Here is a 15,119-nt window from a genome sequence, read left to right on the forward strand (position 1 = left end):
CCTATAAGACTATTTTATAATGTAATATTAGCCTATTAGGCATTCCCCAAAAATCTTAAAATATTATCAATATATGTATTGTTAACAACGCAAATAAGCTAAATAATTGAAGAAGACCTAATTATTTTTTTAAACTTTTTTAAAAACCATCAAAACTAACATTACGATTGTTTCTATCTAACTCATCCTGAAAGAACTGAAATGTTGGTGTAGTCGGTCGTAATTCTATTTCATCGATAATTTGCTCTCTTTGCTTATTTATTAATTCTTGATTAGATTCATATTGTTTTTGTGTAAGTGCTAGTTTTCGATCTAATAATGCTAATTGGTTGTTATATAATGTGATTTGATTATTGATATCTGTACTGTTTTTAATATTTTTAGATTGTGCGACTTCATCGGCTAGTTTTCCTATTTTTTCCGAAATGACATTTATTTGTTCATTAACTTTTTCCATTGCAATATAGTTAGCCGCTAAGTTCAAATTTTCCGATTTACAAAGATTAATCAGCTCTTTAATGTTATTTCCACATCGACCATTAATATCTAATTTTGATGCTAATGCATTAGATTCTTGTGAAAATTTTCCGCTGATTATTGCGTTATAGTCAGGCATAATTTTATCAATGGCATTAATATCTTTAAGTAAGCTTTTAACATTAAAATTTCGAACTTGATCTTCGATACCTCTTAAAGTACCCAGTTGTTCCTGACCTAAAGTAAGATTACTATTATGAAAACTGTTTGTTGATTGCCATTGTTGTAGTTTTTCTTGCCACTCATTGAGTGCTCTTATACTGGCAGCACCATCAAATACAGGAACACCTCCAGATAATGCGTTATAAGATATAAAGCATAAACTTAACATTAATAATTTTGTTTTTTTCATTGTTTCCTCTCCCTTTATTGATTCATATTTTCAGCTTGTAATAATTGACCTAATTTTTTAATCCAGATTTGAGCGTCATCTGTTTCTGCTATTAGTTTATCGGCGACTGCTCGTTCTGATGAACCAATGCTCAATATACGTAAATTCTCACCTAGGCAACCTAAATTTAATCGACAAACGATACTTTCAGGTTTTCCGGTATCGACACTGGTTTTTTTCACTAAAAATTCTCTATCTGCTTTTTTCAAAGTCTTTAGCAATTGAAACTCTTTTTCAGTAAATTTTAGACGTTCAATAAAATAATCTTCCCGATATACTTTTTCTGGCATAACTATTTTAGTTTCTGTCTGTGTTAGTAGTACTTTGTATGTTTTGGTATGTTCAATCGAAGTCAGATCTTGCGTTGCACCGCCAATAAATCCTTGTAATTTACGGATAACCCTAAACAGATCATCGATCATGTTGTCAACCGTAGGACATTCTGCATATTTTTGTATTTCGTCGATAAAAACACCAATCCGTTGACCATTCAATAACAATTTTATTTTATGGAGAATGTAAAACATTAACGGATCTAAAATTTCCTTATCATCTAAAAACTCTGTACCATCAATGCCAAAAGTATTGTACTTTTCGATATCAAGATCATCTATTTCATTATCAAATACCCAACCTAAAAAACCATTTCGGCTCCATTTTTGCAGTCTTTCATGAATTGATTTTTCTCGTTTATCCTCTGCCTGCTCTATGTCCAATGTTTGAAGTAATAAAGAAATACCAAAACTTCTTTTGCTTCTTTCTCGGGACATGACTTGATTAACGGCTCTATATATCTCTTTATCTTGTAATACAGATACAGGGCCACCGTCTAATGAGCAAAGTAGTTTTATGAATGAAACTAAAAAATTAATGTTTTCTTGCGTGCTTTCAAGCGCAAAAGGATTTAGATTGGTATTGAAACCTTTTCTGAGACTAATGTATTTTCCACCTAAGGCTAACATATGCATCTGAACAGCCCTATCTTTATCAAAATAGATAAATCTAAATTTTTTGGTTTGTTCTAATACATTGGTTTTAAACGATGTTGGACTATTAAATTTTAAACTTTGTTCCAATATCCAGGATGCAAGAACCGTTTTACCGGCGCCTGTTCCACCAATGATCATGAAATTTCCGACTAGATCTTTACCTAAATCATTAGTAAATGCGTTTTCTTCATGAATATTGAAATAATAGGGTTGTCCGCCTCTAGTTTGTAATACCGTTAACGCATCTCCCCAACAATTGCCGATTCGTTTACCAGCTAAAAAATTGTGTAATCCCGTTGTTCCTGCAAAATTTTTACTGGTGATTTCAACGACGCGTGTTCGATATTTAAAATTTGAAGGCAACTGCGCAAAGAAATTAGGTTTTAATGATATTGTGCTATCTTGTGCAATAAACCCTTTATTATTTAGCGATTGTATAATTTCTTTTGATTGGTTTTGGACTTGCTCAAACGTATTGGCACGAATAAATACGTTAAAATGGTATTCTCCAATCGAAATATTACCACTTGCTAAATCATCAATAAATAAATTAAGAGTCATAACTTGAGACACACCATCATCGTTTGATGATTCAAATTGATTTTTCTTCCTTTTTATTAAATCCACTCCTTTTTTGGCTGATAAAATAGAAAAGGATTGCGTTATACAAATATCTATCGGTAAAGCGAGAAGAAAATCAAAAATACCTTGATTGGTTTCGTTGGAATAAGTTTTTATTTCAACGCATTTTATGTATTTAGTTTGATTATTTGACTTTGCGATAACTGTCTGTTCACCAAAATAATAATCAGACGTGGCTAATAGGTTGGATAACCTTGTCGGTTCGATTATTATAGGTCGATCAATACCACTTAATATTAAGTTATATAATTCAATCAATTCTGAATAAACATAGTCATTTTTCCTATATAACCCTAGTCGCCTTGAGCCAAATTCAGATAATCCTTTATCAAATCTGAAACAAAGATCTTTCATTTGTAATAAGTTATTATCAATGAAATCTTGTTTTTCTTTGATATTAATCGATTTTTTCCCTATCAATTTTGTAATTATACTGGTAATGAAGCTATCTGCTTTATCTTGTAAATCCGCGCCTTTCATCACCAAAGAAACATAAATAAAAGTCTCTTTATTCTGCTGACTTTTTAGGTAATCGAGATATCGATTATTATTTTGTTCAGCAAACCAAAACCCCGTAAAATCACCGCCTATTTTGATATCTGTATTTTTTTTGATGACATTTACATATATTGCTATGTTTTCATTTGAAAATGAGCGAATAAAATTATCAAGTTCATTTTTTCTGATATCAAGTTCATCATCACCTTTTGTTTCAAAGGAAATACCTTTTACTTCCCATGTTGCCACTAAATCACCATTTTTGTTAATAATAATGTGATTATCGATATGACTTGAGTAAGGTATGTTTTTTTCGATAGTTGAAAAATGTTTTAAATTAATATTATTATCCACTTTTATTGCCCGATAAGACGATGATGTTACATAATCTATATTATTGCCATATAGCTTTTTACTTTGTGACAAACTGGTCGTTCCGCTTGAAACCAATAATTTCTTTCCCAATATAGAAAAAAACATTTCATCCTTTTTATTTAAAGCAACACAGGTAATAAAAAGGAAAATACCTAAACCGACAAAAAAGTATGAAATAAACATACATAGCATTACAGTTATCCAAGCGATAAATATGATTAACTGTAACGGTAATCCCAACACTAGTGCGGGTCTGGTTAATGCCTTGTATAAAATATCTTTTTCCATTTATTTGACACTTTTATTTTTAAAAGAAAATACCTATTAATTCTGCCGCTCCACCTGCAAATGCAACTCCAATCACCCATTTAGAACACTCCTCCCAAGTTTTTGATCCTCGCCAAACTAAAACACCAACAATGAGTCCTGTTATAAGAAATACAACCCCTACAATGGCATGTATCGAAGTTTGCAAATTTTTCATACCACTTTCGGTTTTAGAAAGTCCGACAGCAAAACTTGGATTAGTAATCAAAATCCCAATTGACAACCAAAATAATTTTTTGATTAATTTCATTTTATTCTTTCTCCTTTAGTTCATATTGATTGTTTTTTTCAAAAACGATTCTTTTTTCTTGTGATTAGAAAAATTTTTTACTTGATTAGTATTTTTAACATTTGATGATCTAGCAATTTGTGTTGATGGTTGATTGTGATGATAATTTTCAACTTGATTTTTGAGTTGATAAAATTGGTCATAATCAAAATTGATAACAACATTTTCTTGCTTGTTAGCATAAGATGTTAAAAATCGTTCAACATAGCTATTATTAAAATCACGCTTAAAACCAGTTTTATCATTGCCACTGTAATAACAGCTCAATGCTTTTCCTATATCTTGATAATTTGAGTAACAATCTTTCAATATGACACTTGATAATTTGATGTTGTTACAAGGCTCTACCGCATCAAGAACAGGAATATTAAATCGATGAAGATTTTTGATATTGATTTGAGCAAGACCTACCGAATAATTTTTGTTTCTTTTTTCTAAATCATTAATAGTGTGCCAAAAATCATTTAAAGAAGTAGGTTGAGGAACAGAAGCGCCCACAACACCTATAGCATAAGGGTTATAACCGCTTTCTAATTGAATTAATGGTTCTAATAAATCAGAACTTACATTTAAAGCACAAGCTGTTAAAAGCGTAACTAACTCCACTTCCTCATTTCCTTCTATTCCTAATATAATGATATACGATTACAAATTATTGTAATTTTTTATTATTTTATTTTTTGTTTATAGTTATTTGATTTTTATTAATTTATTTTCAAAATCGCACAAATCGCTAATTGAAACGAATTTGTAAAGATGGGTCGTACTATAATAGCTATTTTCGATATTTTCAGTTCTAATTTAGTAAATTTTGTAATTATAATTGTTGTTTGTTAATTATTATCTTTACGAAATATAACGATTTTTTTTGGAAAAAGATAACCAAAAACTAGACAGAATAAGCTTTTCACTATAGTTATTGAAACGTAAAAATTTTTTAGTACGTACGTTACCCTTATGTTTTTTTTGAAATCGTTATCACAAATTGTTAATCTTTAATCACTTCATGATTTATAATCGTTGGTTGAGCGGTAGGATTACTTTCGATGTCAATCATTATTTCATCAGATAGGTTTTTATCTTTTTTAAGTTTGGATGCTAAAAAATCTTCTAATCCTGTAGTTTGATTAAGTAATTCTTTATCGACAGTGGTCTCATTTTTTTTCTGTTTTTTGACTGGTTGTTTTTCAACCTTGTTTTTTGGTGTTGTTTTTTTGTAGGTAAGTTCCAATCTAGGTGCTATCTGTAATACTTTATCTAATTTAGATACGATTATTGGGCTACTGTAAGCTAACTTAGGCAAGCCTTCTAATCCGATAATTAAGCCGCAGCGTTTCGGTAAATTCTGTATAACACTCGTTTCAATATAATTGGCTTTTTGTTTAAAGATGGTTGTTTCTTTGCTTGCCATTTCTACGTTTGCATCATTTAAGCTTAAAGTTCTTCTTTCTACATCTTTTAGCGTTTCTGAAGTTAAATTACTTGCCCATTCCGCACTATCTTTTATATCAAGTTTATATATCCATCTTAGTCCAACATTGTCGAGCATGATATTTTTGGTCGATGCAGGATCAAGATCTTGGCTTGCCCCAACTAAATCACCTAACGATTGGTGAGTATAGATAATATTTGCTTTTTTATCTCGTATTGTTCCCATCATTTCTAACGTGTTTTTAGATAAAATATATCGAACTTCATCAAGCATGATATTAATGTGTGTTAAATCTTGTTTTCTGTCCCTTTTTTCGATGATCTGCGTTATTCTTAACAGCAACATTTTTTGTAACATAACAACATTTTCATCTCTTAACGATCCTGTTATATATAACATGCCGGGTTTATTGCCAGATATAATGTCTTTTAAGTTAATTCCTTTATCAGTTTGAATACACTTTAATTCAGATAATTCTTCAAGCTGACCGAAAAAACTTGAACCTTGCTGTTTTAGTTCATTAGGTAGTTTATTCCATTTTTCCATAATCGTGTTGATGTTGATATTATCTGGTTCATCCTCAAACTGATTAGCCAATTCACGACATACTTTTCTATCACCAATTTTATAAAAGTCAGCATTTGTTCCTGTTCTGCCAAGTCCAAAACCGGCTACAAATAATTCATTAAGTTCTGTGACGGTAATATCTTGGAATATATTAAATTGAGGCTCTGCATCTCGATTAAGATCTATATAAAAGAACTGATCTTTCTTTGATTTATTCTTGAAAACACTATAAGCCCATTCGTCGTTTTTAGGGTCGAACCATACGTTGAAATCATTATAGTTTTCATAACATTGGATAAATACAGATGTTGCTAATACACCTTTACCACTTCCCATTTTTCCGATTATTTGTACGTTAGTTTCATTCCATATACTTTTTTTATAAAATATGGGGGTCGATTCATCATCGATACCAAGAAATAACGAATCTTTTTGTTTCGCTTCTTGATAATAATCTGATGGATCATAAATATCGACTTCATTAAATTTTAAATCTTTAACATCCAATAAACTACCGCTTCTTAAATCAGATTTCTTAATATTTGAAATCATTGATTCATTAACTTTCTTATCTAATTCTGAAAAAAACTGTTTTGTATATTTATGATAGATAATCAGATAACAAGTTACCGCTACAACAAATGCAACAAATATCCATGCAATGCCATAAATATTATATTCACTAAAAAGATAGTATTTATAGTACTTTAAATTAATCATTTTACCTAAACCCAAAAAATAAAAAACAATATTTATTAATAAGTTAGATAGAATGATAAAACAAAAAATAATTGATAAATAGTTTAAAACAACGCCAAATAGCCTGATGAAAAAGATATTGCTGACAGGGTTATCATAATTGATATATTTGAACGCAAACTTTTTTCTTTTTTTTCCATCGACTGAAAGTTCAAACTTCCCTTCATCTCTTGTCGTAGAAATCATGCCTAATTGATATATATTTTGAGTGATTTTTAATGAAAAAAATATGAATGAAAATAGGAAGAACCAGATTAAAAATAGCATTTCTGCACTATGATAAAAGAAATTCGTTGAAAAAAAGTTCAGAAAATTGGCTAGTTTTATACTGTAAAAAGATTTCATACTTTTACCCATTAAAGATTTAAAACAACTTCAATACTGCTGTTTAATGATTTTGTTAGAACGGTTATAAACAATTGTTCATTTCACTTTCAATTTATTATTTTTTTATAAATTATTACCAAATTGGTTAGCTAATCTATTGACGTAAGTCGGTTATTTTTTCGAAAAATAGGATAGGCATCAAGCTGTTTTTGGATAAGATTTGTGATGAAGTGAGTGATAAAGTAAATTTTAATGCAGTGAAATTTACTTATATTAACCTTTTGTTTTTCATACAATAGACTTAATTTCTTATTGTCATTGATAAAATTACGATATGATTATTTTGCTAGATTATTAACGTATTTCAATGCTTCCTCAATAAAATGTTGTACAAGATTAGCGTTTAAATGTTTGATGATTTCATCATTCAATCCGAATTCATTAGCTTGTTGTTCTCGTTTTTCAAGCATACACTCAAAACCTCCACTTGCGTAAATATCAGAAGTCTTCTTTTTAAATTACTGGCTTGTTTGACCTGTTCAAATCGATATGCCAAGAATTTAATGATAGTGTTATCAATATTGTTGATTTCCTTTATAAAATCATGAATTTTTTAATAATTATTAAATTAATGATAAAGGGAACATTCAATTGTCATGAATAAGATTCTAAGGTTTATATTACTTTCATCGTACAAAAACCAATAACTTTGCTGTTGTAATTAAAAAAATTATTTGTTCAACTGATCGCTCATTAAATTTCAATTAGGGGGAATATTTGGTTACGACATATATAAAAAAAGCTTATCCAATAAGGATAAGCTTATAAAGTTAGTTTGTTAGGATTTTATTGTTATTAAAAGTTGTATCGGTAACCCAAGTTGATCTGCTTTTTGTTAAACTTATTCCCTTTAGCAAAATCGACTTCACTGTAGATATGATGATTATTTTGTATGGTTGCGTTTATACCAAGTGCATTTTCAAACCAATGTCCACAATATTGATTAGATTCCTTGATATGATTTAATCGGTAAGAAGTATCACCATCAAACTCTTTAACATACCCTGTTTTTAAGTAAATATTGGTTTGATTTTTGATATTCGGTATCGCATATCCCATTATGATGCTTGTACGTCCTATCAATGAGTTATAGCGATCATATTTAACTTTGAGTGCATTGCTCGCTTTTGTTGAATCAGCGCCATTACGAGTATAAACAACTTGTAGCTGAGGTTCTGTATATATCCCTTGTTTTTCATCAGAAAGGTAAAAACGTTTCCCTGCTTCTAACGATAGACTTAGCGCGTGGGTATTCCCTTTACCCGAAATATTTTTACCTTGGCTATCTCTAACATCAAATTGATTTTTTAATTTGGATAATTTGAAAATGCCGTCTAAGTAAAAATCGTTATTGGTGATATAAGTAGAATAGAGACCAACATTATAGTTTTTTCCTGAACCACTTCCTTGTTTAAAATCTTGATCTACATCATAGTAGCCAATCATACCACCTAAATAGAAACGACCATTTTCAGATTCATAAACCAGTTTATCAATACCACTTTGTAGCCCCCAATAATTCATTTTATAATCATTATAATCAACTGATGCAAATGAGTTTAATTGACCAACGACGCCTCTAATCCAAAAATCGCCTTGATGATCCGATATATTCCGTAAATCACCTATTCGTTGTAATAAAGTTTGGATATCAATATAAACAAGCAGATAGTTAGTATTTGCAAAGCTTAGCGTTGCTTGAGCCGTTGAAGTTTTTGATGGTTTTGAAGGTTTCTGTTTTGAACCTGTACTATATAACTCCCAACCACCAAGTTCGTCTGAATCAGGATCAGTAATTTGTCTGAGATCATATTCATAACCACCTAATTCAACTTTATTGATTAATTTGAAATCGGCATGATTTCCATTAGTTTCAATGATGTCAATTTTTTCTGTTCCTGTCGTACTTTGCGATCCATCATTTTTTACAATGACATAATGTTGCCCATTCGTCCCATCTTTATCGGTTATTATTAATTTATCTGTTTTTTGGTTAACAATATCAGTTTGGAAATAAAAACGACTATTATTACCCGTTAGTTTATTTGTCTCTAAGACGGTATAATTTGAAGGTTGGTTAGCATTTTCAAGTAATTTACCTTGCTCATCTTTCCAATTGTCATAGCGATTGAGATAAATTTCACTATCTTGGACATTTAAATTAGTCACATTTGAATCACGTTGAATGTACCATGTAGATTGATTATTCAAGCTTATGTTGGATTGACTTGTTTGATTGTCTTTGTCTAAGGTTTTATCCGTAAAGATACTCCCTTTTAAGATCGATGCATTAGACGTCAAATTAAAACTACTTGAAACCTTATCAGTCACTTTAGCCGTTCCACCACCATAAGTAACATTTAATAGATCGGTATTTTCAGCCGCTGTTGCCGAACTATTTTTTAATAACAGCACACCATTTTTTACTGAATCAGCCACAGTCATAGCTAAATTATTATCGTTGATATGCGATAACATACCGACATCAAGGCTGTGATCCCCGACCTGAATTAAATTACCGCTAGCATAGGTATTATTTCCATTTTTGTCACAACCACCAAGTTTACAGATAAAACTGTTATTATCACTGGTATTAATCAATTCGAACTTGCCTGATTTTCCATCACTGGTAATGTCTACATTTTCGAGCATCATATTTTGGGCAAGATCTTTTGCCGAAGAACCATCTTCATTCAGACTGTAACCATTGCCAAAATTAAAACGTATTGCTGTGGTCGCTGAATGAATCGTACTACGACCTTGTCCATCCAACGCATGCATTTTTATGCTTGCTCCATCACCAATAAGTCGAAGACCATAAGAATTTTCTGAATCTGTTTTTATATGAGTTTCACCATAAGTTTCAATGCTTGAAGACGCGAGTTCCGATCCTATTTCACCGCCATGCTTAAAGATTTTTCCATCCTTATGCATTGTCCCTAATCGACCAGCGTTAATACCATCAGAAATGCTTCCTGTAGTATGAATTTGCGTGACAAAATTACTGTGTTTGTCGTTATTTAAAATGACAGATGAACCACCCGTTGCTCGAATACCCCGTGAATCCGTTCCATTAGTCTGTATAATTAAAGATCCTTTATCATAACCTTTGGCAATAACCTGTGACTGTTCCAATGTTCGAATTGCTGAACCGGCCCGACTAGCAAGGCTACCAATTTCACCTCCAGCAAATGTGACGGTTGACCCTTTATTTTTAGTATAAACCCCCATGACATAATCTTGAGAAGAATCAGTATTAATTTTAACAAGATCAAGATCTATCGTTCCTTTGCCTTCTGCCCATATGCCGGCACTTGATCCACCAGTGTTAGAAATTGTCGCAATTGACAATCCATTATTACCTTGGATTTTTATACTACCGTTGTTGACACCAATTGTTCCATAAGGTGTTGTGGCATTTTCAACTGATAAATCTAATTTATCAGCAAAAATAGTTAATTGACCGCCAGAGCCTGCCCATAATGCATTGTTTGCATTCCAATCGTTGGTATATTTATCCTTTGATTTGATTGTCACGTTATTTGCTTTAACGGTTGCTGTGGCACCTTTTTCAACAGAAATACCTCGACCTCTTTGATTTTTATTGTCGCCGATATCGATTGTTATATCTTTTGTTGTATCGGAAGCGTTTAATAAATAATTCGCATTACTACCAGTTACATTAATTCCGTTACTATTTGACTCAATCCCAGGATTATTGATAATTAAGCTACTAGCGGTATCATGGTTAACTGTCGCCCCTGCGTTAACATTAATATTGGTAAGATTATTCTCATTCGTCTCGCAAGAGTTAGTGGCATTAATTTGACCATTTGCGATACTACATGGTAAAGCATTAACATAAGTCGCGCTGGAAAGCGTTATTAATGCTATAGTTTGATATACAACAGAAAACTTATGATTTTTCATATAAATTAATAGCCTATAAAATATTTAACCTAAAATTAAATCAAAAAAAACATGATGTAATTTTCATTACATCATGTCGTTCTATTTTTTATTTTTCATAAAAACAGAATGTCAGTTTTAAAACATATTGATCTATTCATCGTTTAAAATAGATGTTTTGTCAGGGAGATTCACAAAATCAACCTTACATAATTATTATAAATTAAATATTATTTACTTACTATATACATTTCTTTACTATTCTTTAACTTTATATGATTTTCTCGCGAATTTTGGCATAGTAACGGTATATATAATCTTTTAGGATTATTAATAAAGCCTTATGCAATCAAGATAGTTAAATTTTCGTTTTAGCTTTTGCCTATTTTAATTATAGATGTATTCAGATATTTACTTGTAGGTATATGCCTTTAGGAGAATGAGTAACGCGATAACAGGAATGATAATGAAGTAGGATTTAATATCTTTAGTGTCATCGTTTGTGTTTGATTAACATTGACACATGAATTTAAAAAGTGGTGGAGCCAAGGGGGATCGAACCCCTGACCTCAACGCTGCCAGCGTTGCGCTCTCCCAGCTGAGCTATGGCCCCAAGTAGAAAGGGATAAAACTGTGGCTAATAATATTCAACTCGATAATAGGTGTCAATCTATTTAATATCATTTGTTTAAATAACAGTCTGATATAACTCTGCTGGGCATCCAGCAGAGTGTAAAAGTTAGCGCATAATTGAAGGTTGATCAGCACCCTCAGCTTCACTTTTTTGCGGCATAAAGTGTTCTCGTTTAACGCCTAATTTTAGTGACATGTAAGCTGCTACATAAATTGACGAAATAGTGCCTAAAACAATACCAACGCCCAATGTTTCTGAAAAACCTTTTAGCATTGAACCACCGAAAATATAGAGAATAATGACTACTGCCAAGGTTGTACCTGATGTCATTAAAGTTCGGTGTAAGGTTTGAGTCAATGAGATATTAATCACATCATAAGGCGATGCTCGACGAATTTTCCTGAAGTTTTCACGAATTCTGTCAAATACTACAATGGTATCATTAAGTGAATAACCGATAATTGAAAGCATGGCAGCAATTATGGTGAGATCCAACTCCCGATCAAACAGTGATAAATAGCCCGCAGTGATGATGACATCATGCGCAAGCGCAACAACCGCACCTGTTCCAAATCGCCATTCAAAACGAAATGCAATGTAAATTAATATGCAAACCAATGCCGCGCAGATAGCTAATATCCCATCTTGAGCAAGCTCAGAACCAACGGTTGGTCCAACAAATTCAATTCGTTTTATTTCTGCATTTGCATCAATATCTTTATGAATTAAATTTGAAATGTTGACTCCTAACGCATTATCAATAACTGAAGATACGCTACCGTCATCCTTTTTTTCTGAAGCAAGTCTAATGATAATATCTTTACTGCTTCCATAATATTGAACAACGGGCTCATGATAGCCAGCATTACGTAAACTGTCACGGATGTCGTCAAGATTTACTGGTTTGGTTACCGTAATTTCGACTGTTGTACCACCTGTAAAATCTTGTCCCAAATTAAATCCTTTGGTCAAAATTACATAAATTGATCCAACAACAAGTAACATTGATATTGCAAAAGCAATAAAACCAAACTTTAAGAAGTCGAGGACTCTGCGACCATGATTTAGTTCTTTAACATCATGATTTTTTATATCATTACTAGTAACAATCACAATAAACCTCTAAATTGATAACTTGTTGACGCGACGACCGCCATAAATAAGATTTGCTAATGCTCGAGTACCGACGATAGATGTAAACATTGATGTTACTATACCGATACCTAATGTAATCGCAAAACCTTTGATTGAACCGGTACCGACTGCATAAAGGATAACCGCAGTAATTAATGTAGTGATATTTGCATCAAAAATACTGCTCCAAGCACCTGCATATCCTTCATTAATCGCATGTTGAACATTACGACCGTTACTCAGTTCTTCTTTTATTCGTTCATTGATCAGTACGTTTGCATCAACAGCCATACCGACAGTTAATACAATACCAGCTATACCCGGCATACTTAACGTCGCACCAGGCAATAATGACATCGCACCAACAATTAATATTAAGTTAGCAACTAACGCTAAACTCGCAAATACTCCAAATAGTCGATAAACCACTAACATAAAAATAACTGAGATTAATAATCCCCATACACAAGATTCTAACCCTTGAGTAATATTTTCTTGCCCCATTGATGGGCCAACAGTACGCTCCTCAATGATTTGAATTGGCGCTATTAATGCGCCGGCACGTAGTAAAAGTGACAAATTTTTAGCTTCATTAATGTTACTAATGCCTGTAACCTGAAAACGATCACTGAAGATGCCTTGAATTGTTGCAACATTGATAACCCGTTCAAGTCGTTCAAAAATTGGTTTATCATTTTCATCACGTCTACCAGTATCTTTATATTCGACAAATAAAGTAGCCATTGATTTATGCAGATTTTTTTGAGTAAAATCGAGCATAGTTTTTCCCCCTGAACTATCAAGGGTAATAGAAACCTCTGGTTGGGAATATTCATTCAATCGGTAAGAAGAATCCGTTATATGGTCACCAGTCAGGACAATGCGTTTATATAACAGTACCGGACGCCCGTTTTCCATATATTTTATTTCTGAACCATAAGGAACACGCATTTGACCGTTAATGATAGCAGCCAAATCCGCTGAATTGTTTTCATTTACTTGTCTAAACTCAAGTGTAGCAGTTGCACCAATAATGCGTTTAGCCAATGCGGTATCTTGAATTCCCGGTAATTCAACAACAATTCGATCCGAACCTTGACGCTGTACAATCGGTTCAGCAACACCTAGTTGATTAACTCGGTTACGTAAAATCGTTGTGTTTTGCTGAACAGCATCGTTTTTAGCTTGTTGTAAGCGTTGTTCACTTATATTGATTATGATGCTGTTGTCGTTTTGAGAGTCAATCTTGTAATCTTGTAAATTATTGATTTTAGCAATGGCTTTGTTTCGATCTTGTGTATTAACAAACTCCATGACGATTTGTTGCTCACTATTGCGACTCAAGGATTTAAAGTTTAGTTTGCTATTATTAAAATCAGATTTTAGGTTTTCAATTGATTGCTCTACGAGTTTGTCTAATGCCGTTGTCATATCCACTTCCATCAAGAAGTGAACTCCCCCACGCAAATCTAGTCCTAATTTCATAGGTGAAGCACCAAACATGGAAAGCCACTTTGGCGTTGCGGGCGCTAGATTTAAAGCAACAATATAATTTTCACCTAAATCTTTTGAAATAAGTTCTTTGGCTTTAAGTTGCGTATCGTTATCAGCAAATCGAATTAAAATGGTTCCATTTTCGTAAACAATTGACTTGATATCGATGTGATTTTCAGCTAGCAATTTTATTACATTGCTTTGCGTAGCCGTTTCAATTTTGGCACTATCCGAGCCAGAAATCTGTATAGCTGGATCTTCACCATAAATATTAGGAAGCGCATAAAGTAGGCCGACACAAATTATGACGACCAACATAATGTACTTCCACAAAGGATAGCGATTTAACACGACATATTCTCTTGTGGGGTTAGACTATTAACACAATGAATTATCATAATAATATTGTTATTATAATGATTTCATTGTACCTTTTGGTAATACAGATGTAATAAAATCACGTTTGATTATTACTTCAGTTGAATCATTTAATTCTAATGCAATATAACCATTTTCGTTCACTTTAGAAACACGACCGATCAATCCACCATTGGTTAACACTTCATCACCTTTTGAAATGGATGACATTAATTCACGGTGTGCTTTAGCACGTTTTTGTTGTGGACGCATGATCATAAAATAGAAAAATAATCCAAAAACAACAAGCATGATCGGTAAAAAATAAGGATTGCTTTCAACGGCTTGTCCGTCAGCTGCGTACGCTTGATTAATAAAAAAGTCCATATTGATCCTCT

The 15,119-nt window shown here is 32.2% G+C and carries 10 protein-coding genes and 1 tRNA gene; all 11 read right to left on the bottom strand.

Going from position 1 to position 15,119, the window contains the following annotated elements; all coding sequences use genetic code 11:
* Positions 1-139: 139 nt before the first annotated feature.
* Positions 140-889, bottom strand: coding sequence for a type IV secretion system protein (locus ACGH4F_RS06920; protein ID WP_267351502.1), 750 nt, complete (start codon positions 887-889; stop codon positions 140-142).
* 14 nt (positions 890-903) lie between these two features.
* Entirely contained in the window at positions 904-3,720 is a 2,817-nt protein-coding gene (locus ACGH4F_RS06925) for a VirB3 family type IV secretion system protein (protein WP_267351501.1), read from the bottom strand.
* A gap of 19 nt (positions 3,721-3,739) precedes the next feature.
* Complete coding sequence (locus tag ACGH4F_RS06930) at positions 3,740-4,009, bottom strand: TrbC/VirB2 family protein (RefSeq protein ID WP_267351499.1); 270 nt, start codon at positions 4,007-4,009, stop codon at positions 3,740-3,742.
* A gap of 15 nt (positions 4,010-4,024) precedes the next feature.
* A complete protein-coding gene (locus tag ACGH4F_RS06935; protein ID WP_065559009.1) occupies positions 4,025-4,654 on the bottom strand; it encodes a transglycosylase SLT domain-containing protein in 630 nt (209 codons plus the stop codon).
* Between the two features lie 382 nt (positions 4,655-5,036).
* Positions 5,037-6,767 carry a hypothetical protein gene (locus ACGH4F_RS06940; RefSeq protein WP_267351496.1) on the bottom strand — a complete coding sequence of 577 codons (1,731 nt, stop codon included), beginning with the start codon at positions 6,765-6,767 and terminating at the stop codon, positions 5,037-5,039.
* A gap of 704 nt (positions 6,768-7,471) precedes the next feature.
* Positions 7,472-7,603 (bottom strand): hypothetical protein, encoded by a 132-nt coding sequence (locus tag ACGH4F_RS06945; protein ID WP_267351494.1) that lies wholly within the window; start codon positions 7,601-7,603, stop codon positions 7,472-7,474.
* Positions 7,604-7,988: 385 nt separating this feature from the next.
* A complete protein-coding gene (locus ACGH4F_RS06950) occupies positions 7,989-11,123 on the bottom strand; it encodes an autotransporter outer membrane beta-barrel domain-containing protein (protein ID WP_411590589.1) in 3,135 nt (1,044 codons plus the stop codon).
* A gap of 516 nt (positions 11,124-11,639) precedes the next feature.
* Positions 11,640-11,715 (bottom strand) — tRNA-Ala (locus ACGH4F_RS06955).
* A 126-nt stretch (positions 11,716-11,841) separates the two neighbouring features.
* Complete coding sequence (gene secF / locus ACGH4F_RS06960; protein ID WP_411590612.1) at positions 11,842-12,828, bottom strand: protein translocase subunit SecF; 987 nt, start codon at positions 12,826-12,828, stop codon at positions 11,842-11,844.
* Positions 12,829-12,858: 30 nt separating this feature from the next.
* Entirely contained in the window at positions 12,859-14,715 is a 1,857-nt protein-coding gene (gene secD / locus ACGH4F_RS06965; RefSeq protein WP_267378351.1) for a protein translocase subunit SecD, read from the bottom strand.
* A gap of 60 nt (positions 14,716-14,775) precedes the next feature.
* A complete protein-coding gene (yajC, locus tag ACGH4F_RS06970; protein WP_065558440.1) occupies positions 14,776-15,108 on the bottom strand; it encodes a preprotein translocase subunit YajC in 333 nt (110 codons plus the stop codon).
* Positions 15,109-15,119: the final 11 nt, after the last annotated feature.

Origin of the sequence: Gilliamella sp. CG35 (assembly GCF_046635745.1) — a bacterium.
Lineage (GTDB): Bacteria > Pseudomonadota > Gammaproteobacteria > Enterobacterales > Orbaceae > Gilliamella > Gilliamella apicola_I.

Bases quoted from the DNA above. Each gene is read 5' to 3' on its own strand.
- ACGH4F_RS06920 (WP_267351502.1), bottom strand. From the start codon at position 889: ATGAAAAAAACAAAATTATTAATGTTAAGTTTATGCTTTATATCTTAT.
- ACGH4F_RS06925 (WP_267351501.1), bottom strand. From the start codon at position 3,720: ATGGAAAAAGATATTTTATACAAGGCATTAACCAGACCCGCACTAGTG.
- ACGH4F_RS06950 (WP_411590589.1), bottom strand. From the start codon at position 11,123: ATGAAAAATCATAAGTTTTCTGTTGTATATCAAACTATAGCATTAATA.
- ACGH4F_RS06930 (WP_267351499.1), bottom strand. From the start codon at position 4,009: ATGAAATTAATCAAAAAATTATTTTGGTTGTCAATTGGGATTTTGATT.
- ACGH4F_RS06945 (WP_267351494.1), bottom strand. From the start codon at position 7,603: ATGCTTGAAAAACGAGAACAACAAGCTAATGAATTCGGATTGAATGAT.
- yajC (WP_065558440.1), bottom strand. From the start codon at position 15,108: ATGGACTTTTTTATTAATCAAGCGTACGCAGCTGACGGACAAGCCGTT.
- ACGH4F_RS06940 (WP_267351496.1), bottom strand. From the start codon at position 6,767: ATGATTAATTTAAAGTACTATAAATACTATCTTTTTAGTGAATATAAT.